At 75.1% G+C, this 21,213-nt stretch carries 13 protein-coding genes and 1 tRNA gene; 7 read left to right on the top strand and 7 right to left on the bottom strand.

All coding sequences use genetic code 11. The features are described from left to right. Positions 1 to 193: 193 nt before the first annotated feature. On the top strand, positions 194 to 967 hold the full coding sequence (locus CELF_RS01545) for a hypothetical protein (protein WP_013769487.1): 774 nt from the start codon (positions 194 to 196) through the stop codon (positions 965 to 967). A 1,032-nt stretch (positions 968 to 1,999) separates the two neighbouring features. On the opposite strand, the gene CELF_RS01550 is transcribed toward CELF_RS01545, so the two are convergent. Then, a tRNA-Gly gene (locus tag CELF_RS01550) sits at positions 2,000 to 2,070 on the bottom strand. 167 nt (positions 2,071 to 2,237) lie between these two features. On the opposite strand from CELF_RS01550, the gene CELF_RS01555 reads away from it, so the two are divergent. After that, positions 2,238 to 2,840, top strand: coding sequence for a GNAT family N-acetyltransferase (locus CELF_RS01555; RefSeq protein WP_013769488.1), 603 nt, complete (start codon positions 2,238 to 2,240; stop codon positions 2,838 to 2,840). Positions 2,841 to 2,856: 16 nt separating this feature from the next. On the opposite strand, the gene CELF_RS19315 is transcribed toward CELF_RS01555, so the two are convergent. The 3 genes from CELF_RS19315 to CELF_RS01570 all read right to left on the bottom strand — a co-directional run bounded on the left by CELF_RS19315 (position 2,857) and on the right by CELF_RS01570 (position 10,868). Beyond that, positions 2,857 to 7,203 carry a S8 family serine peptidase gene (locus tag CELF_RS19315; RefSeq protein ID WP_013769489.1) on the bottom strand — a complete coding sequence of 1,449 codons (4,347 nt, stop codon included), beginning with the start codon at positions 7,201 to 7,203 and terminating at the stop codon, positions 2,857 to 2,859. 170 nt (positions 7,204 to 7,373) lie between these two features. After that, positions 7,374 to 8,375 carry an aldose epimerase family protein gene (locus CELF_RS01565; RefSeq protein WP_013769490.1) on the bottom strand — a complete coding sequence of 334 codons (1,002 nt, stop codon included), beginning with the start codon at positions 8,373 to 8,375 and terminating at the stop codon, positions 7,374 to 7,376. 24 nt (positions 8,376 to 8,399) lie between these two features. Further along, positions 8,400 to 10,868: a glycoside hydrolase family 94 protein gene (locus tag CELF_RS01570; RefSeq protein ID WP_013769491.1), complete on the bottom strand. Its 2,469-nt coding sequence runs from the start codon at positions 10,866 to 10,868 to the stop codon at positions 8,400 to 8,402. Positions 10,869 to 11,190: 322 nt separating this feature from the next. Between CELF_RS01570 and dcd the strand changes: the two genes are divergently transcribed. Genes dcd through CELF_RS01585 form a run of 3 tightly spaced genes read left to right on the top strand, consistent with a single transcriptional unit; the run spans position 11,191 to position 13,503 of the window. Next, entirely contained in the window at positions 11,191 to 11,766 is a 576-nt protein-coding gene (gene dcd / locus CELF_RS01575; RefSeq protein ID WP_041553696.1) for a dCTP deaminase, read from the top strand. Next, the gene (locus tag CELF_RS01580) at positions 11,766 to 12,911 is read left to right on the top strand and encodes a hypothetical protein (RefSeq protein WP_013769493.1); all 1,146 of its coding nucleotides are present in this window, start codon (positions 11,766 to 11,768) and stop codon (positions 12,909 to 12,911) included. The genes dcd and CELF_RS01580 overlap by 1 nt, the downstream gene beginning before the upstream one ends. 28 nt (positions 12,912 to 12,939) lie before the next feature. Then, on the top strand, positions 12,940 to 13,503 hold the full coding sequence (locus CELF_RS01585) for an NUDIX domain-containing protein (protein ID WP_013769494.1): 564 nt from the start codon (positions 12,940 to 12,942) through the stop codon (positions 13,501 to 13,503). A gap of 168 nt (positions 13,504 to 13,671) precedes the next feature. Here CELF_RS01585 and CELF_RS01590 read toward each other — a convergent pair whose 3' ends face one another. Further along, a complete protein-coding gene (locus CELF_RS01590; protein WP_013769495.1) occupies positions 13,672 to 15,612 on the bottom strand; it encodes an ABC transporter ATP-binding protein in 1,941 nt (646 codons plus the stop codon). A gap of 110 nt (positions 15,613 to 15,722) precedes the next feature. Here CELF_RS01590 and CELF_RS01595 point away from each other — a divergent pair, with 110 nt between their 5' ends. Then, positions 15,723 to 16,220 carry a MarR family transcriptional regulator gene (locus CELF_RS01595; protein ID WP_013769496.1) on the top strand — a complete coding sequence of 166 codons (498 nt, stop codon included), beginning with the start codon at positions 15,723 to 15,725 and terminating at the stop codon, positions 16,218 to 16,220. A gap of 76 nt (positions 16,221 to 16,296) precedes the next feature. On the opposite strand, the gene CELF_RS01600 is transcribed toward CELF_RS01595, so the two are convergent. Then, on the bottom strand, positions 16,297 to 17,694 hold the full coding sequence (locus CELF_RS01600) for a serine hydrolase domain-containing protein (RefSeq protein WP_013769497.1): 1,398 nt from the start codon (positions 17,692 to 17,694) through the stop codon (positions 16,297 to 16,299). 255 nt (positions 17,695 to 17,949) lie between these two features. On the opposite strand from CELF_RS01600, the gene CELF_RS01605 reads away from it, so the two are divergent. Next, positions 17,950 to 18,747 (top strand): SDR family NAD(P)-dependent oxidoreductase, encoded by a 798-nt coding sequence (locus CELF_RS01605; protein ID WP_013769498.1) that lies wholly within the window; start codon positions 17,950 to 17,952, stop codon positions 18,745 to 18,747. 50 nt (positions 18,748 to 18,797) lie between these two features. On the opposite strand, the gene CELF_RS01610 is transcribed toward CELF_RS01605, so the two are convergent. Beyond that, on the bottom strand, positions 18,798 to 21,038 hold the full coding sequence (locus CELF_RS01610) for a (Fe-S)-binding protein (RefSeq protein ID WP_013769499.1): 2,241 nt from the start codon (positions 21,036 to 21,038) through the stop codon (positions 18,798 to 18,800). Between the last annotated feature and the right edge of the window lie 175 nt (positions 21,039 to 21,213).

Consider the following 21,213-nt stretch of genomic DNA (forward strand, 5'->3'; position numbering starts at 1 on the left):
GGCTCGAGAGGTGGACGCGCAGCGGCCCCGCCGCACGCCGTCTCCGCCACGCCATGTCCCCGAGCACCCGGGAGGAGGTCACCATGCAGATCCAGTTCCGTCCGAAGGTCGTGAAGCGCGACACCAAGCGCAAGTGAGTCCGGGCCGGGGCGGTGCGCGGAGCACCGCCCCGGCTCCCCTCCGGAGGTGGATGATGACAAGCGCCGAGAGTCGGTACCTCGACGAGGCGACCGAGGCAGGGCTGGTGCGCGAGACGGGTTCGCGCAGGTGGGTCGCCGCCGCGCAGCACGACGCGATCCGTCGGCGCGACGTGACGTTCGTCGAGTACTGCGAGCGGCTCGAGGGGATCACCGACGACGAGCTGCGCGACCTCGAGGCGGCGTGGCGGTCGGTGGGGGCGCCGGACGCGGTCCTCGAGCTCCGTGCCCGTGCCGGGACGACGTTGCCCGCGCCGTGGGCGCCGTGGACGACGTACGTCACGGCCGGGCCGGCCGCGCTGGCCCGCTACGCCGAGCGCCGGCCCACCGACGGCGTCGAGCTGCGGGAGGCGGGCCCGCACGACCAGGCCGCCGTGGCCGAGCTCGTGCGCCGCGCCGTGGTGCGGGGGTACGGCGAGGGCGCCGACCTCGACGCGGTCGACCGCGCGGTCGACGAGGTCCTCGCGGGCCCCGACCGACGGTCCTGGGTGGCGGTGCGTGACGGCGAGGTCGTCGGGCAGGTCACGGTCTTCACCGACGACGACCCCGTGGGAGGCGTGGAGTACGACCACGTCCTGGACTCGTTCGTGGTGGACGGCGCCCCGGGCAGCGTCCTCGAGGACCTCGTGGCCCGGGCCGTCGCCGAGTGCGAGCGCCCGGTGCTCGCCTCCGTCGGCGCACCGACCCCGCAGGCTGCCGAGAGGATCTGCGCGTCGCTCGAGCGGAAGGGATGGGTGGCCGACCATGTCTACTGGGTCCGTGACGCCTGACGACCTGTTCCGGCTCCTCTCGGTGGATCCGGACGACGGCGTGTTCGCGCTGGTGCGGGCCGCGCGGCGGGTCAAGTGGAACTTCCCGGTGACCGTGATGTCGGTCCTCGCGGCGCACGGCACCGAGCTCTCCGACGGTGCCCTCGCCGAGGTCCGACGCAACCGCGAACGGGCCGACCGGTACCGGGCCGTGGCCGCCGCGCTCGACGGGACCATCGAGGTGAAGGGCTCGACGCTGGCCGCGGCGTACCCGCCGGGACTGACGCGGCACACCGGAGACCTCGACCTGGCTGCGCCCGACCCGGACCGCCTCTGGCACGCGGCCGGCGTCGTCGCGCGCAGGTCGGGAGCGCGCCCGCCCAAGGTCGCGATCACGGGGCCGGACGCGGCGGTCACCGTGTCGCTCGCGTGGCCCAGCGCCGAGGACCCGTGGCTCGTGAGCGACGACGGCGTCGAGCTCGTCACGACACCCTTCGTCGGTGGCGACGGGGTGCCCCTGCGGCCGGTGCCGGACGCCCACCCGGTCGTGCTGTCGCTGCTCGCCGTCCTCGAGGAGCGGTTCCAGCGGCCGTTCTGCGCCGCCGACGTGCTCGACCACGCCCTGGTGCTCGGGACGCTCACGAGCGACCTGAGGGCCGAGCTCACCGACGGTGCGATCCGGCTGCGCCTGGCACCGGAGCTGGTCGCGCTCACGGGCCTCGTCGAGGACTTCCGGCCGGGGCTGCCGTCGCCGACCGGCCTCGGGCGGCTCCACGACGCCGCGGAGGCGGAGCGTGAGCGCCGGCGGGTCGTGCCTGCTCCGCCGACGCTGCACCCGGGGGAGGGGTTCGAGGAGTTCCTGCACCGCGGGGGGACGTGGTGCGGCCTGCCGCTCGACGACGTCCCGGCGCCGGGCTTCCGCGTCGTCGAGGAGGGACACGGCGGTGTCGTCGTCGAGACGCCGGTCGGGGGCCTCCTGCTCGTGGCGGCGGCCGAGGTCGAGGAGAGCTCCGTCGACGAGGCCGTGGAGGCCCTCGCGCGGGCGAGGCTGGGAGCGGGTGACGGGAATCGAACCCGCGCTGTCAGCTTGGGAAGCTGAAGTTCTACCATTGAACTACACCCGCGTGACCGACCTGGGACGACGTCCGTGCTCGTCAGCGCCCTGGTGGGCCCGGTCGAGCGTCCGTCGCCGTCGTCGGCCCGGACAGCATACCGGTCCCGGCGTGCGCCGCGAAGTCGCGTCCCGCCGAACCCGCCCGGAGCGTCACCGGCGCGTGAGAAGGTCGGGCGCATGGCTGCCGTGCTGCGTCCGTACCACCCGAGCGACCTCGCGGCGATCTACCGCATCTGCCTGCTCACGGGCGCGGCGGGCGGCGACGCCACCGCGCTGTACCGCAACCCCGACCTGCTGGCGCACGTGTACGCCGGGCCGTACCCGGTCGCGGACCCCGGGCTGACGTTCGTCGTCGCGGACGAGACGGGCGTCGTCGGGTACGTCGTCGGGACGGCGGACACCGCGGCGTTCGACGCGTGGCTCGACGCGCACTGGTGGCCGACGCTGCGCGCCCAGCACCCGCTGCAGGTGGACCCGGGCGACGGGACCGAGGACCACGTGCTCGTCGAGCGCATCCACGCGTGGACGCACACACCGGACGAGCTGCTCGACCGCTACCCGGCCCACATGCACATCGACCTGCTGCCGCGCGCGCAGGGGCAGGGCTGGGGGCGCAGGCTCGTCGGGGCGTTGGGCGGTGCGCTGCGCGAGCGCGGCGTCGGCGGGCTGCACCTGGGGGTCGACGCGCGCAACACGAGCGCGATCGCGTTCTACGAGCGCGTCGGGTTCCGGCGTGCGCGCACGCACGACTGGGGCGCGACGCTCGTCCTCGACCTGTGAGCGACCGGCGCGCCCGTCAGCGGTAGGTGCGGAACCAGCCGAACACGTCCACGACCATGTCGACGTCCGAGGACCGGGCGTAGAACGTGACCTTGCCGTCGACGCCCAGGGTCAGGACCGACATGTTCGACTCGTCGCGCCCCGCGGCGAGGTTGATCGTCGCGATGTCGGGAAGCGTCGCCGGGACCGTCGTGGGGAAGGCGCGCACGTGGGTGGGCCACGTCGGGCCGACGCCCGCGATGTTCACGACCGCGGCGGTCGCCTGCGCGGGCACGGCGGCCGTCCCGCCGATCTTCACGTCGGTGGGCGTGAGCGCGCGCAGGCGGCCCGGGAAGCCGAGGGCCGCGCGGGTGTCCGCGACGCGCACGGGCTGCACGGGCACGAGCCCGTTGGTGCCGGTCGCGGTGTAGTAGCCGGCGAGGTCCGCGACCAGGTGCGTCGTCGAGCGGTTCACCCAGAACCGGACCCGGCCGTTCTCGCCGACCTTCACCGTCACGAGGTTCGACTGGTCACGCCCCGGGTACAGGTTGAGGTTCGACGTCGTCGGCCCGTTCCACGCCTCGCCGAGGTCGGGTGTCGGGACGACGCTCACGAACGTCCCGCCCTGCACGCCGGTGCCCGCGACGTTGAGGACCACGGCGGTCGCGTCGGCGGGGACGCCCTGCACGCCGGCGACGCGCAGGTCCACCCAGTGGCCGCCCGTGACCGCCCCGGCCGGGACGCCGCCCGTGCCCGACCGCGTGTCGAGCATGCGCGTCGGGGTCACCGGGACGTACCCGCTCGCACCACCGGGGCTGTAGTACCCGAACACGTCGACGACGAGGTTCGTCGTCGGGCCCTCGGGCATGAGCGCGATCGTGCGGCCCGCGCCGAGCTGTACCGTCGCGAGGTTCGGCTGGTCCACGCCCGGGACGACGTTGAGGTTGGCGACGCGCGGCGCGGGTCCGGAGCCGTCCGCCGCGGTCGGGAAGACGCGCACGTTGCCGACGCTGCCGTGCCCGGTCGACGCGAGGGACAGCACGACCGCGGTCGCGTCGGGCGGGAGGACCTCGTCCAGGGTGAGGACGAGCCGCTCGCCCGAGCGGCGCGCGCCGTACGTCGCGGGCTGCGACGGGTCGCGTGTGTCCGCGACGCGCACGGGGTCGATCGGCGTGTACCGGTCGCCGCCCGCGGCGACGGTGAACGGGACACGGACGGGCGCGGGCAGCGCCGCCAGGGCCGTGTCGCGCACGTCCGCGACGATCGCCGTGTAGTGGCGGCCGGGCACGAGGTCGGCGTTCGGGGTGAGCGCGACCGTGCGGGTGCCGGCCTCCCAGCGTGCCGTCGCGGCGACGGGTGAGCCGGTCGACGCGTCCACGAGCAGCACGCACGGGGTCGCCTTCTTCAGCGCGGTGCACGGCGTCGTGACGTCGGTGCTGCGCAGGTCGCGCGCGAACGACAGCCGCACCGTCGGCCGGACCGCGACGCCGGCGTCGTGCGGTGCCGGGGTGCTCGCCAGCAGCCAGCCCGGGCGGGCCGTCGGCGCCGCGAGCCGCGTCTGGCGCAGCGCGAGGACCCCGTTCTGGGCGAGCACGACGTCCGGGCTCGCGTCCGCGTCGAGGCGCGTGACCCGCAGCTGCCCGGGCCGGTCGTACACGACGGGGTCGATCGGGGTCAGGACGGGAGCGGAGAGCGTGCCGCCGGGCAGCTGGCGCAGCAGGCTGAGCGTCTGGTTGAAGGCGTCGGCCACGAGCACGTCGGTGCGGCCGTCGACGTCCATGTCGCCGAGCGTGACCGTCCCGCCGTCCTCACCGCCCACCGGGTACAGGGCCGTCGGCGCGAGCGCCCCGGTCGGCAGGACGCCGTCGACGCGGGCCCGGTTGCCGTTGACGCGCACGACGTCCGCGCGACCGTCGCCCGTCACGTCGCCCACGGCGACGGACGTCACGAGGGGGCCGCCCGCGAACGGCAGGGCGAGCGGCGCGGCGAGCAGGCCGTCCGTGCGCTGCGCGAGCACCGCGTGCGTCGTCACGACGTCGGGCCGGCCGTCGCCGGTCACGTCGCCGACAGCGAGGCGCGGCTCGGCGGCCGCCTCGGCGACGGCCGTGAAGCGGCCGCTCCCGTCGTTGCGGAACACCTGCACGCTGGGCCGGCTGGTGGACACCACGACGTCGAGCCGGCCGTCGGTGTCCCAGCTCGCGAGCTCGACGACCTGGCCCGCGAACGGCGCCCCGCCGAACGTGGTCGCGACCTGCGTCCACGGCGTCAGGCGGCCCGCGTCCTGCCGCAGCACGACGAACCCGGTCGACGTCGTCGCCACCGCGTCCGCGTCGCCGTCGCCGTCGACGTCGCCCGACGCCAGGCCGTCGCCCGTGAGCGTGATCCCCGTGAGCGGGACGTCGACGGGGGCCGCTAGGGTGCCGTCGCCGCGGCCCGCGTAGACGTACACGCCGCCCGCGGGCTCGACGGTGACGACGTCCGTGCGGCCGTCGCCCGTCACGTCCGCGGGGGTGAGCGCACCGACGTTCGTGCGGCGCGCGTCGGCCGGGGGCGTGAAGGAGGCCGAGAACAGCGGCTGGACCGACTCGGCGGTGACCGACAGCCGGTACTGCTGCGCGGCGGGGGCGGAGCCGTTCGCGTTGCGGACACCGACGCGCAGCGGTCCGGCGGACGGGACGGTGACGACGAGCTCCTCGGGGGCGTCCACCTTCGCCGCGTCGACCGTGCCGAGGACGAGCCCGGCCCCGTCCTGCACCTCGACGGCCAGGTCGAGCTCGGGCCCCACGGTCGGGGGAGTCGTGCCGACGGGCTCGACGCGCACCCGGTACTGCCCGGCGGAGGCGGCGGTGGTCGCGTGCCAGTCGACGTCGCCCTCGGGCGACAGGGTCCCGGTCGCGGTGCCGTCGGCCGTGGCGCGGGCCGTCGCGGGCGTGTCGTCGCTGCCGCCGGCGTCGCCCGGCGCGCGGTCCAGCGGGACGCCGACCGCGGCGCGCACCGCGGCGCCCGACGTCACCGCGGACGCGGCGTCGACCACCCCCGCGCCGTAGTACGGGTCCAGGCCACGCGGGCCGGCGTCGCGGGCGCTCGCCACGAGGCGACGCTCCACCTCGGTGGGGCTGAGGCCCGGCGAGGCCGCCAGCAGCAGCGCTGCGACCCCGCTCACCACGGGCGCGGCGAACGACGTGCCCGACCCGTACACGTACCCCGACGTCGTGCCCGCGCGCGGTCCGGCGATCAGCAGTCCGGGCGCGGCGAGCGTCACGCTGTCGCCCCAGGTCGACCAGCCGGCGAGCGCCCCGAGGTCGTCCGTCGCGGACACCGACAGCAGCCCGAGCACGTCGGGGGCGTAGGCGGCCGGGTACTGCGGCACCTGGGTGCCCTCGTTGCCCGCTGCCACGACCACGACGACGCCCGTCGCCACCGCGGAGCGGATCGCCTCGAGGAGCGCGGGCGACGGCTGCGGCCCGCCCAGCGACAGGTTGATCACGTCCGCGCCGTTGGCGACCGCCCACGTGATGCCCGCGGCGACCGTGGAGTCCGTCCCGGTGCCGTCGGCGGCGAGGACCCGCACGGGCAGGACCGTCGCGCCGTAGGCCGCACCGACCGCGCCCTTGCCGTTGTCGCCCGCCGCCGCGGCGACGCCCGCGACGAGCGTGCCGTGACCGTCCGGGTCCTGCGCGGGCAGCGTGCCGTCGACCAGGTCCGCACCCGGGAGCACCTTGCCGGTCAGGTCCTCGTGGTTCGCGTCCACGCCCGAGTCGAGCACCGCGACCACGACGCCCGCGCCCTGCGACACCTCCCACGCGCGCGGCAGGCGCGTCAGGTCGACGTACGGCCAGGTCAGCTCGAGCAGCGGGTCGTCGGTCCAGCCGAACGCGTGCCGGACGTGGTCCTCCTGCACGGCGCCGACCCCGGGCTCCTGCGCGAGGCGCGCGACGACGTCGGCCGCGTCCTCGTCCCCGACCGGCACCTCGACGAACGACGTGCCCGGCACCGGCGTTCCGCCCGACACCCCGGCCGCGCGCAACGCCTCGCGCTGCCCGGAGGCGGAGACGCCCGGCTCGAACCGGACGAGCACGTGGTCGGCGGGACGCGTCTCGGGCGCCGCGCCCGGACCGTCGTCCGCGCCCGGTGCGGTGTAGACCGGCAGCTCGTCGTCGCGCTCCGGGTCGGAGGGTGCGGGCGCGGCCTGCCCGGCCGGGACGGCCTGAGCGGCCGGGTGCGGCCGCGGCTCGCCGGCCACGCCGGCGGGCGGCTGCGGTGCTGTCGCGATCGCGTCGGCCGCGGTCGGCCCGCCACCCGCGGTGGGCACGCCCGAGGCGGCGACGGTGACCCCGAGCAGGGCGACGAGGGCCAGCGCGACGACGGAGCGGGTGGAGGCCATGTCTACGTCCCTGGGGGTTCCCCGGTCGTGGCCGGGGCCCGACGCGGCGGCGCCGTCGGCAGGTCCCCCGGACGTGCTGAGGGCGCCAGGCTACGGCGTCGTGCAGCGGCTCACGCCACCCGTTCGGGTGAGGACCGGACGGGTGGCGGGTGAACCTGGGCGTCGCCCGGTCAGCCGCCGACGGTGAGCGTGAACGCGCCCGTGCGCTCCTCGCCCGGCTCCAGGACGAAGACGCCCGTGCCCGCGACACCTGCGGCGTGCAGCGCGAACCCGTCGTTGACGTTCGTCACCGGCTCGACCGCGAAGTACGAGCGGCGCCGCGGAGCGTAGACGACGACGTGCGAGTAGACCGGGTCGGCGTGCAGGTCGACGGTCACGTCCGGCTCGTCGTAACGGACGCGGATCGGGGCACCCGGGTCCCAGCCGGTCAGCACGTCGTCGACGAACCGGGAGCCGAGCGGCCGGCCGTCGCGGAAGTCGGCGCGCGCGGGGATCGCCCCGGCCGGGCCGGTCGCCATCGCGTCGACGAGCGAGTAGCCGCTGCGCAGCGGCACCTGCAGGAGCGGGTTGCCGGGCGTCGCGGGCGGCGTCGCGCCGACCGGTGCGAGCGTGCGCTGCAGGTACGGGTGGTGGCCGAAGCCCGCGGGGAACGAGGACCGGTCCACGTTGCGCACGCTCGTGCCGACGGTGAGCCGCCCGCCCTCGACGGCGTACGTGATCCGGGCGAGGAAGCGCCACGGGAAGTTCACGCCGACCAGGTCGGACGTGTCGAGCTCCAGGACGACGCGCCCCTCGGTCCGCTCGACGACGTCCCACGCGGCGTACCGCACGGCCCCGTGGATCGCCGTCCCGTCGGCGCCGTTGCGCTGCAGCTGCCACGAGCGCCCGCCGAAGGCGAGCACGCCGTCGCGGATGCGGTTGGACCACGGCACCATCGGGAACGACGAGCACTTCTCCGGGTCGCCCAGGACGGTCGGGCGCGTCGGGCGCAGCAGGTCGCGCCACACGCCGTCCGAGGTGCGGATGCGGCCACCGCCGAGGGCCGCCCCGGTGCGCGGGAGCACGTCGAGCTCCCACGCACCGGAGCGCAGCGTCACGACGCGCTCGGGCGCGACCCCCGCGCCGGCAGGGGCCGCCGGCGCGGGCGTCTCGATCTCCTGGACCATCGTCATGACGTCAGCCGTCGGACCCGCGGGTCAGACGGTCACCTCGACGCGGACGGTCGAGCCGGCCGGGGCGTAGGGGACCGTGCGGCCGTCGACGGGCGCGCCGTCGACCGTGAGCGACGCACGCGCGCCCGGGGCGCCCGAGTTGGTCACCGTGATCTCGTACGTCGCGCCGCGGGCCACGCGGGTGACCGTGTACGAGGGGACGTCCGGACCGATCTGCGGGTCGACCACGAGGCCGTCGTAGTCGGGCCGCACGCCCAGCAGGTACTGGGACACCGCGACGAAGTTCCACGCCGCCGTTCCGGTGAGCCACGAGTTCTTCGCCTCGCCGGCGCGCACCGCCTCCTTGCCCGCGATCATCTGCGCGTACACGTACGGCTCGAGCTTGTGCGTGTCGGAGATGTCCTCGCGGTACGCGGGGGTGATCCGCTTGTAGTAGTCGAACGCCTGCGCACCGCGCCCCACGACCGTCTCGGCGATGATCACCCAGGGGTTGTTGTGGCAGAAGATGCCGCCGTTCTCCTTGTAGCCGGGCGGGTACGTGGAGACCTCGCCGAGCTCGATCTGGTACGTCGTGTACGCCGGGTACTGCAGCACCAGGCCGTGCGGCGTGCCGAGCATCTCGTTCACGGAGTCGAGCGCCTTGACGGCCGGCGCGTCCGCGTCGTCCGGGCCCTCGCCGACGCCGATGCCCGCCATGACGGCGAAGCCCTGCGGCTCGATCCAGATCTTGCCCTCGGGCTTGGCGTCCGTGCCGACCGGGTTGCCGTAGTAGTCGTAGGCACGCAGGAACCACTGGCCGTCCCAGCCGTGCTCGAGCACCGCGGCACGCACCTCGTCGACGTACTTGCGCGCCTCGGTGGCGACGTCCGCGAGGCCGCGACGCTCCGCGAGCGTGGCGTACTCCGCGCCGTAGAGCACGAACTGCGCCGCGATGAACACGGACTCCGCGACGCCGCCCGCCTGGTTCTCGGTCGTCTGGAACGACTCGCCCGGGGTCGTCGAGAAGCAGTTGAGGTTGAGGCAGTCGTTCCAGTCGGCACGGCCGATGAGCGGCAGGCCGTGCGGGCCGCGGTTCTGCACCGTGAACTGGAAGGAGCGCGTCAGGTGCTCGAACAGCGGGACCTCGGAGCCGGGCTCGTTGTCGAACGGCACGGGCTCGTCGAGGATGCCCCAGTCGCCGGACTCCTTGATGTACGCCGCCACGCCCGCGATGAGCCACAGCGGGTCGTCGTTGAAGCCCGAGCCGATGTCGTTGTTCCCGCGCTTCGTGAGCGGCTGGTACTGGTGGTACGCCGAGCCGTCCGCGAACTGCGTCGAGGCGATGTCGATGATCCGCTCGCGCGCGCGCTCCGGGATCAGGTGCACGAAGCCCAGGAGGTCCTGGTTGGAGTCGCGGAAGCCCATCCCGCGGCCGATGCCCGTCTCGAAGAACGACGCCGAGCGCGACATGTTGAACGTGACCATGCACTGGTACTGGTTCCAGATGTTGACCATCCGGTCGAGCTTCTCGTCGGTGCTCGACACCGAGTACGTCGAGAGCAGGTTCGTCCAGTAGGAGTTCAGCGCCTCCAGGGCGGCGTCGACCTGCTCGCTCGTCGCGAACCGGCCCAGCAGCGCGTGCGCGGGCGCCTTGTTGACGACCTGGTGGGCGTCGTCGGCCCACTTCTCCTCGTCGGGGTTCTCCAGGTAGCCCAGCACGTAGACGAGGTCGCGGGACTCGCCGGGCTGCAGCGTCACGGCGACGGAGTGCGAGCCGATCGGGTACCAGCCCGACGCGACCGAGTCCGCGGACTTCCCGGCGCGCGGGACGGACGCCTCGCCCAGCGAGTTGTACGCGCCCACGAACGTGTCGCGGTCCGTGTCGAAGCCGTCCGCGCGGGTGTTCACGCCGAACACGGCGTAGTGGTCGCGGCGCTCGCGGTACTCGGTCTTGTGGTAGATCGCCGAGCCGTGCGGGCCGTCCTGCTCGACCTCGACCTCGCCGATCGACAGGTTGCGCTGGTAGTTCGTCTGGTCGTCCTGCGCGTTCCACAGGCAGAACTCGACGAACGAGAACAGCGTCGCCGTCTTCGGGGCGTCGGACGTGTTGGTGACGGTGACCTTCTGCACCTCGGCGTTCTCGCCGAGCGGGACGAAGAAGAGCGTCTCGACCTTCAGGCCGTTGCGCTCGCCCGTGATGCGCGAGTAGCCGAGGCCGTGGCGCGCCTCGAAGTGGTCCAGGTCCGCCTTGACCGGCAGCCACGACGGGGTCCACACGTCGCCGCCGTCGTTGACGTACAGGTACCGGCCGCCCGCGTCCGCGGGGATGTTGTTGTAGCGGTAGCGCGTGAGCCGCCGCATCTTGGCGTCGCGGTAGAACGAGTAGCCGCCGGCCTGGTGGGAGAGCAGCGAGAAGAACTGCTCCGACCCGAGGTAGTTGATCCACGGGTAGGGGGTGTGAGGCGTCGTGATGACGTACTCGCGCGCCGCGTCGTCGAAATGGCCGTACCGCATCGGTGGTGCCCCTCGGGTGCTCGGGTTGTGTCGCGCCCGGCCCCCCGGTCGGCCGTCCGCGTCCGTGCGGGTCGGCGTCGAGGCTCTGACGCGGCTCATGGTCGGTGCGAGAGCGCTCCCACGCGCCTCACGAGAGGGATCATAGCCGCCGCGGGTCCCGACGAGAACGGGCGCAGGTCGCACGTCCGTGCGCACCCTCCGGCCGGGCGCCCCGGGCGGGCTGCGCGACGCTCGCACAGGGGTGTGGGAACGGTGTGGGAGGAGCGTGGACGGGCGTGGGCGGACGGCCCCGGACACCCGTCCGGGGCACTACCGTGGGCCCGTGCTGCTCTCCGACCGTGACATCAGGGCCGAGCTCGAGTCGGGCCGCGTCGGCCTCGACCCGTACGACCCGGCGATGCTCCAGCCGTCCAGCATCGACGTCCGGCTCGACCGGTTCTTCCGGCTGTTCGACAACCACAAGTACCCCGTGATCGACCCGTCGGCGGACCAGCCCGACCTCACGCGCCTCGTCGAGGTCTCGGGGGACGAGCCGTTCGTGCTGCACCCCGGGGAGTTCGTCCTCGGCTCGACGTTCGAGCAGGTGACGCTCCCCGACGACGTGGCCGCCCGCCTCGAGGGCAAGTCCTCCCTCGGCCGGCTCGGGCTGCTCACGCACTCCACGGCCGGGTTCATCGACCCGGGCTTCTCCGGGCACGTCACGCTCGAGCTGTCGAACGTCGCGACCCTGCCCATCCTGCTGTGGCCCGGCATGAAGATCGGCCAGCTCTGCTTCTTCCGCCTCACGTCCGCCGCCGAGCAGCCCTACGGGTCCGCGGCCTACGGGTCGCGCTACCAGGGGCAGCGCGGCCCCACCGCGTCGCGGTCCTTCCAGTCCTTCCACCGGACCCAGGTCTGATGGCCGACGAGCTGCCCCGGCTCCCGGTCACCGACCCGGCGCTGCGCGACCGGCACCTGCTCGGGCTCCCCGACGGCATCGGCGCCGACGAGGTCGAGGTCCTCGCGATCTCGCGCTTCGTGCAGGCGCGGTGGGAGGAGTCCACCGTCGAGGTCCCGCAGCAGCGGGGCTTCGTTCGGCCCATGACGGCCGCCCTCGGCATCCGCTCCGTGACTCCCGCGACCGTGGCGACGCGCGCGCTGCGCCTCGCCCGGCTGTCCCGGCTCACCGGTCCCTACGCCGTCACGCCCGAGGAGGCCGTCGGCCTCGGGCTGCCCGCCACGACCGCCGTCGTCTACGACCTGGACTGCCCCGTCGAGCGCGGCGAGCGGCCCTACCCGGGCGGCGACCGCGACGGGCTCAAGCGCGCCTTCCCCGACGGCCTGCCCGTGCGCGAGGAGGAGCGCGTCGTGCAGTGGCTCGTCGCGTGCGCGCGACGGCTCGGCGGCGCCGTGCGGATCGGCGGCACCGGCGTCGTCCTGACGCCCGACGTCGACGGCGCGATCGACCTCACGCTCTTCACCGACCGCTGGCTCGAGCCGTCCGAGGCGCTCGCCGTCGTGCAGGGCGTCGTCCCGCGCGCCCGGCTCTCGGAGCCCACGCGGCCCTGGTCCGGACCCCTGGCCGGCGTGGGCCGCGGCGCGACCGGCGGGACCGGCGGCGTCACCGAGGCCGGCGGGTCAGGGCTGCGCGCCGCGCTCGAGCGGTACGGGGTCGAGGACGAGGCCGAGCGGCGGCGGCTCACCGCCGAGGCCGAGGCGTTCGACGCGCACATGCTCGCCTCGCCGCCCTCCGCCGAGTCCTACGGCGTGCTCGTCGACCTCGACGTCGACGGCGTCGTCTCGGTCGTCGCCGCCGCCGAGACCGAGCTGCCGCCGCTGCTGCGCGACCTGCCGTGGACCGCCGACGGCGTCGTCACGTACCGCGTGCACTGGGAGCCCCTGCTGGTCGAGGAGCTCGAGATGGAGAAGCCCTCGTTCCCGCACAAGGTCGCGCGCGGCCGCGCCGCCCCGCAGGTGCAGGCCGTCACGCGGGCGCTGCACGCCGTGCTCGGCGGCGAGGTGGCCGACGAGGCGGACTTCCTCGTCGACCCCGCCGACCTGTGACCGTCCCCGCCGCCCGCCGGGTCGACGCGTGAGCGTGCACCGCGGGTGGACGACGACGGGGTCACGCGTCGTCTACGAGAACCCGTGGATCCGCGTGCGGGAGGACGCCGTCGTGCGGCCCGACGGGTCGCCCGGCGTGTACGGGGTGGTCGAGCTCCGGCAGCCGGCGGTGTTCGTCGTCGCGCTCACGGACGACGACGAGGTCGTGCTCGTCAGCCAGCGGCGCTACACGACCGGCGAGGTGTCGGTCGAGGTGCCTGCCGGTGGGACCGACGGCGAGGACCCGCTCGTCGCCGCCCGGCGCGAGCTCGCCGAGGAGACCGGTCTCGTCGCGCGCGAGTGGACCGAGGTCGGGCGGATGGACGCCCTGAACGGCATCGCCGCCGCGCCCGAGCACGTGTTCGTCGCGCGCGGGCTGTCGGCCGTCGCGGGGGACGTCGGCACCCACGGACAGGCCGAGGAGGGCATCGACGCGGTCCGCACCGTCCCCTTCGCCGAGGTGCTGCGGATGGTCGCGGACGGCACGATCCGCGACGGCGAGACCGTCGCCGCCCTGGCCTACGCCGCCCTCCACCTGGGCCGCCTGACCTGACCCCGGGCCCCCACCCCGCCCGTCCCCCGCCCCGCCCCGCCTCGCGCGCGCCGCGCGACGCCGGCGAGTTCGTCAGGTCGAGGCGAGTTCGATGGTTCCAGCTGACGAACTCGACGGGGAGTGACGAACTCGCGGGCGGGCGGGGGTGGGGAGGGGTCGAGGGTGGGGTCAGGCGGCGTCGGCCGTGTCGGGGGTGGGGGCGAACTGGGTGCGGTAGAGCTCGGCGTAGAGGCCGTCGCGCGCGACGAGCTCGGCGTGGGTGCCCTGCTCGACGACGCGGCCGCCGTCCACGACGACGATGAGGTCGGCCTGGCGGACGGTCGACAGGCGGTGCGCGATGACGAGCGACGTACGGCCCGTGAGCGCCTCGTCGAGCGCGGCCTGCACGGCGGCCTCGGACTCGGAGTCGAGGTGCGCGGTCGCCTCGTCGAGCACGACGACGTCGGGTGCCTTGAGCAGCAGCCGGGCGATCGCGAGGCGCTGCCGCTCGCCGCCCGACAGGCGGTAGCCGCGGTCGCCGACGACCGTCTCGAGCCCTTCGGGCAGGCGCGCGACGAGGTCCCACACGTGGGCCTGGCGCAGGGCGCGCTCGAGGTCGGCGTCGGTCGCGTCGGGCCGCGCGAAGCGCAGGTTGCCCGCGATGGTGTCGTGGAAGAGGTGCGCCTCCTGGCTGACGACGCCGACGGTCGCGCGCAGCGAGTCGAGCGTGACGTCGCGCAGGTCGGCACCGGCGATCCGGACGGCGCCGCGGGTCGGGTCGTACATGCGGGTCACGAGCTGCGAGACGGTCGTCTTGCCCGCGCCCGACGGGCCGACGAGCGCGACCATCGCGCCCGCGGGCACGGTGAACGAGACGTCGGTGAGCGTGTCCTCGCCGGGGTCGTGGCGCAGCACCGCGACGGACTCGAGCGACGCGAGCGACACCTCGTCGGCGGTCGGGTAGCGGAAGCCGACGGCGTCGAGCTCGACGGTCGCGCCGCGGCGGGCGACGTCGTCGCGCAGGTCGTGGGCGTGCGGGGCGTCGGTCACGGACGGCTCCAGGTCGAGGACCTCGAGGACCCGCTCGAAGCTCACGAGCGCGGTCATGACGTCGACCTGCACGTTCGACATCGCGGTGAGGGGGCCGTAGAGCCGGCCGAGGTAGGACGCGAGCGCGACGACGACGCCGACCGTGAGCTCGCCGCGGATCGCGGCGAGGCCGCCGACGCCGTAGACGATCGCGGTGGCGACGGCGGCGAGCGTCGTGAGCCCGACGCGGAACCACGTGCCGTACAGGGCGCGCCTCACGCCGACGTCGCGCACGCGCGCGGCCTGCTCGGCGTACTGGGCGGACTCGCGCGCGGGGTCGCCGAAGACCTTGACGAGGTGCGCGCCGGCGACGTTGAAGCGCTCGTTCATGGTCTGCGCGGCCTGCGCGTTGAGCTCGTAGCTCTCGTGCGTGACGGCGGCGATGCGCGGCCCGAACCAGCGGGCGGGCAGGACGAACGCGGGCAGCAGCACGAGCGACAGGAGCGTGAGCCGCCAGGACATCGACAGCATCGCGGCGAGCACGAACGCGACCGTGAGGGCGTTGCTCACGACGTTCTGCAGCGTGGACGTGAACGCCTGCTGCGCGCCGAGCACGTCGCCGTTGAGCCGCTGGACGAGCGCGCCCGTGCGCGTGCGGGAGAAGAACGCGAGCGGCATGCGCTGCACGTGGTCGAACACGGCGGTGCGCAGGTCGAGGATGAGGCCCTCGCCGATGCGGGACGACACCCAGCGGTCGGCGACGGAGAGCCCGGCGGACAGCAGCGCGAGCGCGGCGACGGCGGCGGCGAGGACGACGACGAGCCGGGTGTCGCCCTGCGTGATGCCGTCGTCGATGAGGTGCTTGAACAGCAGCGGGGGCAGCGCTCCGGCGCCGGCCTCGAGCGTGATGAGGACGAGGAAGACGCCGAGGGCGCGGCGGTGCGGGCGGGCGAACGCGAGGATCCGGCGCAGCGTGGCGCGGGACAGCCGCCGGCGGCCGACCGACCGGTCGCGGGCGAAGCCGCGCATCTGCGGGTTGCCGCCGCCGCGGCCCATGCCGACGCCCGGGGTGGGCGTGGGGGCGTGGTGGGGGAGAGACATGAGGCGTCTCCCTTCGTCGGGGGAGCGCGCAGGGGTGGCCGCGCGATAGTGAGGTTAACTCACTATGTCGTTGGTTCACAACCGCATCGGGGGCGGGTACCGTCACGGCCGTGAGCACGCACGAGGACCACCACCCGGCCCACGCCCCCGTGCCGCAGGCGGGCGCCCCGACGGTGCCCGCGGACGAGTCCGCCGAGCTGCTCGACCTCCTGCACCGCCTCCTGCGCGACGTGCGACGCGCCGCCGTCGGCGCCGTCGGCCCCGGCGCCCAGGCGCCCGGCCAGGTCCGGATGCTGCGCGTGCTCCAGCACTGCGACGGGCCGCTGCGCCTCGGGCAGGTCGCGACGGCGCTCGACGTCGCCCCGCGGTCGGTGACCTCCAAGGTCGACACCGCCGAGGCCGACGGTCTCGTCCGCCGCGTCGCCGACCCGACCGACCGGCGCGCCACGCTCATCGAGCTCACCGAGGCAGGGCGTGCGCTCCTCGACGACGTCTCCGCGCGCCGGCACGAGGGCGTCGCGGGCCGGCTCGACCGGCTCGACGCCGACGAGCGCGCCCAGCTCCTCGCGCTGCTGCGCCGCCTGACCGACCCGCCCGCCACGGCCTGAGCGGCCACGTCGCGGCGCCGGCACGGCGCCGCCCCCGGCCCGCGCGGACGACGGGACGGGGGCGGAGCGGGACGCGTCAGGAGCAGAGCGCGGTGTCCAGCGCGCCGTCCAGGTGCACGAACGCCGACTCCGGGTCCGGCAGCGCCGCCGGCAGCGAGGTCACCGCGACGGCCGCGGCCCGGCCGTCGTCCGTCACGCCCTCGCGCGTCGAGAACCCGAAGATGTCCCCGCCGTGCCCCCACGCGACGCCGCCGCAGCTCAGCGGCGTGCTCGTCAGGCCCAGCCCGTACCGCACCGGCCCCCAGTCCTGCGACGTCTCGACCGTGCGCTGCATCTCCGCGAGCTCCGCCGGGCCGAGCAGGCGCCCGTCGAGGACCGCCGTGTACAGGCGCACGAGGTCGCTGGGCGTCCCGACCACGTCGCCCGCGGCCCACGCCGACGACGGGTCGAGCGTCGTGAAGTCCTCGAGCGGCGCCCCGGGGGCGTCCGCGTGGTACGCCCGCGGGTGCGTGCCGCGGATCTCCCGCTCGCCCACCGCCGGCACGTACGTGTCGCGCAGGCCGGCCCTCTCGATGACGCGCCGCGTGACCTCCTCGTGCAGGGGCCGTCCCGTGACGGCCTCGACGAGCAGGCCCGCGACCACGTAGTTCGTGTTGCTGTACGCCCAGCCGGTCCCGGCCGGGAACGACGCGGGGCGCACCAGCGCGACGTCGAGCAGCGCGCGGGGCTGCAGGTACGTGTCGCGCATGCGGTCGACGCCGGACAGGTCCGGGCCCGCGAGGACGTCGACGTACTCGGGGATGCCGCTCGTGTGCTGGAGCAGCTGGCGGACCGTGATCACGGCGCCGTCGACCCGCTCGGCACCCGTGCGCCCGTTGTCGACGAGCCCCGGCAGGTACGTCGCGACGGGCGCGTCGAGGTCGACCTTCCCCTCGCCGACGAGCTGCAGCACCACGACCGCCACGAACGTCTTGCTGTTGCTCGCGAGCCGGACCCGGCCGTCGACGGGAGGACGGCGGCCCGTGGACAGGTCGCCGACGCCCGCGACGAGGTTGCGGGACCTGCCGCGCTCGTCGCGCACGGTCGCGAGCACCCCGGGGTAGCCGTCGGTCCGTACGAGCGCGTCGAGCGCCCGCTGCACCGTCCTGTGGCTGTGGGCGCCCGTGCGCGCGGCGTCGGGCTCGTCGGCGCCGGCCAGCGTGGAGCGGACCAGCGCGGCCGCCGCGAACGGCGCGCTCGCGAGCGGCGTGCTGCCGCGCGGGGCGACCACGGTCGTCGCACCGGCGCCCGTGGTCGCCGGTGCGGCTGCGTTCGCGGCGGGGACGGCGAGCCCGCCGACGGCGAGCGCACCCGCCGCGGTGAGCGCAGCCGCGGCGAGGAGGCGTCGAGGCGGACGCCGGGTGCCGGACGCCCCCGCGGGCTGCTCGGGGCCGTCGTGCACGTCGTCGCGGGTGGTCGGTGCGGTGCTGCGCATGGGGACTCCTTCGGCGGGCGGACGCCCGAGGTCGGGGGCGTGGTCGGACGGCCTCACGGGCGGTCCGGACCGTGCGGTGCGAACACGTCCACCGTCGTCGTCGGGGGTGGCCCGCGACCATCCGGTCGCCCGACGGACCGAGGGTGGGGTCAACCCACGGGCCGCGGCCCCGGGTGCCGAGGTCCCCGGACGCGCCTAGCGTGGTCGGGTCGCGTGGGGAAGCGGGCGCGCGCCGGCTCGACCGAGGAGTCCGCCGTGTCCGTCACCCCCGACCAGCCCCGTCCGCTCGCCGTCGTCACCGGTGCGTCCAGCGGCATCGGCCTCGAGCTCGCGTCGTGCTTCGCGGCCGGCGGCTTCGACCTGCTCCTCACGGCCGACGACGCGACCGTCGCGGTCGTCGCCGACCGGCTCGCGGGCGACGTCGCCGTCCGGCACGTCCAGGCCGACCTCGCGACGGCGGACGGCGTCCGCACGCTCGTCGAGGAGGTGCGCGCGCTCGGGCGTCCCGTCGACGCGCTCGCGCTCAACGCCGGCACGGGCCAGGGCGGTCCCTTCGTCGAGACGCCGCTCGACGGCGACCTGGAGACGGTCCGGCTCAACGTCGAGTCGACGGTGCGGCTCGCGAAGGCGCTCGTGCCGCCCATGGTCGAGCGTGGCGCGGGCCGCGTGCTCGTCACCGCGTCGACCGCGGCGCTCATGCCCGGGCCGTACTACGCGACCTACGCGGCGTCGAAGTCGTTCGTGCTGTCGTTCGCCGAGGCGCTGCGGCACGAGCTCAAGGACACGGGCGTGACGGTCACCGCGCTCCTGCCCGGGCCGACCGACACGGAGTTCTTCGAGCGCGCCGACATGGAGGACACGCGCGTCGCGCACGGGAAGAAGGACGACCCGGCCGACGTGGCGCGCCAGGGGTTCGAGGCGCTCATGGCGGGCAAGGACAAGGTCGTCGTCCGCTCCGCGCAGCCGCTCTCGCAGGCGGCCGCGGCCAAGGTCCTCCCCGACCGCGCGAAGGCGGCGATGCACGCCACCTACACCAAGCCCCAGGACGGTTGATCCGCGCCCTCCCCACGGCGCGCACCCTCCCCCCGGAGCCCCCTGGGAGGTCAGGGGGTGGGGGCGCGGAGGGAGTCGCGCAGGAGGACCGCGATGTCGGCGACCTCCGGCACACCCACCGCGGCACGCGCGGCAGGTGCAGGGGTGCCGGGCGCGGTCGCGGGCGCGTCGGGGCTGTGCGTGCCGACCGGCTCGGTCGCGCGGGCGGCGGAGACGGCGGCGACCCCGTCGGAGAGCATGACGGTGCAGAAGGGGCACGCGGTCGCGACGACGTCGGCCCCCGTGGCGACGGCCTCCTCGGCGCGCGCGGCGTTGATGCGGGTGCCCGTCGACTCCTCCATCCACATGCGCGCACCGCCCGCGCCGCAGCAGAACGACGCCTCCTGGTTGCGCGGCATCTCGGCGAGCTCGACGCCGGGCAGCGCGGCGAGCAGCTCGCGCGGGGGCGTGTACACCTGGTTGTGCCGGCCGAGGTAGCAGGGGTCGTGGTAGGTGATCGTGCGCCCGTCGACGGGACCGGCCGACGCGGGGTCGGCGGGGACCAGGCGCCCCTCGGCGACGAGGCGGTTGAGCAGCTCGGTGTGGTGCAGGACCTCGAACCGGCCACCGAGCTGCGGGTACTCGCGGCTGATGGTGTTGAAGCAGTGCGCGCACGTGACGACGATCCGCTGCGCGCCGGCCTCCGTGAGCACCTCGACGTTCTGCGACGCGAGCATCTGGTAGAGCAGCTCGTTGCCGGCGCGGCGCGCGGGGTCGCCCGTGCACGTCTCGCCGTCGCCGAGGACGGCGAACGAGACGCCGGCGACGTGCAGCAGCTCGGCGACGGCGCGTGTCGTCTTCTTGGCGCGGTCCTCGTAGGCGCCCGCGCAGCCGACCCAGAACAGGTAGTCGACGTCGGCGGCGGACTCGACGTCGGCGCCGACGACGGGCACGTCGAAGTCGAGGCCCTTCGCCCAGTCGAGCCGCGCCCGCGCGGGCAGCCCCCACGGGTTGCCCTGCCGCTCGAGCTTCGTGAACGTGCCGCCGAGCTCCTTGGGGAACGCGGACTCCATGAGCACCTGGTAGCGGCGGATGTCGAGGATCGTGTCGACGTGCTCGATGTCGACGGGGCACTGCTGCACGCACGCGCCGCAGGTCGTGCAGTCCCACAGCGCCTCGGCGTCGATCACGCCCGACCCGACGAGGTCGATGCCCGCGTGCGGGTCGGCGTCGGCCCCGGCAGCGGCCGCAGCGCGCAGGTAGGGCGCCGTCGCGGCGGCGTGGTCACGCAGCGACAGCATGACGAGCTTGGGGGACAGGGGCTTGCCGGTGGCCCAGGCGGGGCACTGGTCCTGGCAGCGGCCGCACTCGGTGCAGGTCGCGGTGTCGAGGAGCTGCTTCCAGGTGAGGTCCTCGACGGCGCCGGCGCCGAGGCGGGCGTCGTCGGGCAGGTCCTCGAGCGCGGCGAGGTCGACGGCGGTGCCGTCGGCGAGGGTGAGGGGCCGGAGCGGCCCGAGCGCGGGACCGCCCGCGGGCTCGCGCCGGGCGTAGACGTTGACGACGGCGAGGAACCGGTGCCAGGCGACGCCCATGGTGGGCTGCAGGCCGACGACGACGAACCACGACATCGACACGACGATCTTCACGGTCGCGACGACGACCACGGCGTCGCGCAGCACCGCGGGGTCGGCGGCGGACCACGCCCCGCCGAACCACGCGGTGAGCGGGAAGTGCAGCGCCAGCCCTTCGTGCCCGGCCTGCGTGAGCAGCGCGTGCTCGAGGCCGCGCAGCACGAGCACGGCGGCGACGACGAGGAAGACGGTGGCCTCGACGAAGTAGGCCTGCGCCTGGTTCGACCCGAAGAAGCGGGACCGGCGGCGCTGCGTCTCGTCCCCGCGGGGGGAGATGCGCAGGCGCAGCACGAACAGCGCGACGATGCCGAGGAGCGAGGCCCAGGCGAACGCCTCGATGAGCCACTCCAGGGGCCACAGGTGCCCGATGAGCGGCAGTGCCCACGTCGGGTCGACGACCTGCCCGTACCCGGCGACGAGCGTGAGCACGAGCAGCGGGAACGACACCATGACGACCCAGTGCGCGACGCGCACGACGGGCCGGTGCTGGAACCGCCCGTGCCCGACGACCTCCCGGAGCAGCGTGCCCAGGCGGGTGCGGACGGGACCGGAGCGCCCGGGGGCGGACCGCCCGATGCGCACCGTGCGGACGATCTCGACGACGCCACGGGAGAACAGCGCGACGCCGATCGCGGTCGCGACGAGGACGACCGCCAGGCACACCCACTGCAGCACGCTCACGCGCACACGGTAACCGCGCGCCGCCGGGGCGCCCCGGGACGTCCGCGGGACCTGCGAGACGGCGGGACCCAGGTCCCTGGCGGCCGCGCGCTCGTGGTGCTGCGTGGGAGAGGCATGGGAAACCGGTTGGTAGACTCTTGACCAATTCCCACGAGCCTCCCGACCGACCACCCGC

The sequence above is a fragment of the Cellulomonas fimi ATCC 484 genome, from assembly GCF_000212695.1.
In the GTDB taxonomy this organism is placed as follows: Bacteria; Actinomycetota; Actinomycetes; order Actinomycetales; family Cellulomonadaceae; genus Cellulomonas; species Cellulomonas fimi.

What these genes read in the sequence shown, in the direction of transcription:
- CELF_RS01545 (WP_013769487.1), top strand. Translation starts at nt 194, where the DNA reads ATGACAAGCGCCGAGAGTCGGTACCTCGACGAGGCGACCGAGGCAGGG.
- CELF_RS01555 (WP_013769488.1), top strand. Translation starts at nt 2,238, where the DNA reads ATGGCTGCCGTGCTGCGTCCGTACCACCCGAGCGACCTCGCGGCGATC.
- CELF_RS19315 (WP_013769489.1), bottom strand. Translation starts at nt 7,203, where the DNA reads ATGGCCTCCACCCGCTCCGTCGTCGCGCTGGCCCTCGTCGCCCTGCTC.
- CELF_RS01565 (WP_013769490.1), bottom strand. Translation starts at nt 8,375, where the DNA reads ATGACGATGGTCCAGGAGATCGAGACGCCCGCGCCGGCGGCCCCTGCC.
- CELF_RS01570 (WP_013769491.1), bottom strand. Translation starts at nt 10,868, where the DNA reads ATGCGGTACGGCCATTTCGACGACGCGGCGCGCGAGTACGTCATCACG.
- CELF_RS01580 (WP_013769493.1), top strand. Translation starts at nt 11,766, where the DNA reads ATGGCCGACGAGCTGCCCCGGCTCCCGGTCACCGACCCGGCGCTGCGC.
- CELF_RS01590 (WP_013769495.1), bottom strand. Translation starts at nt 15,612, where the DNA reads ATGTCTCTCCCCCACCACGCCCCCACGCCCACCCCGGGCGTCGGCATG.
- CELF_RS01600 (WP_013769497.1), bottom strand. Translation starts at nt 17,694, where the DNA reads ATGCGCAGCACCGCACCGACCACCCGCGACGACGTGCACGACGGCCCC.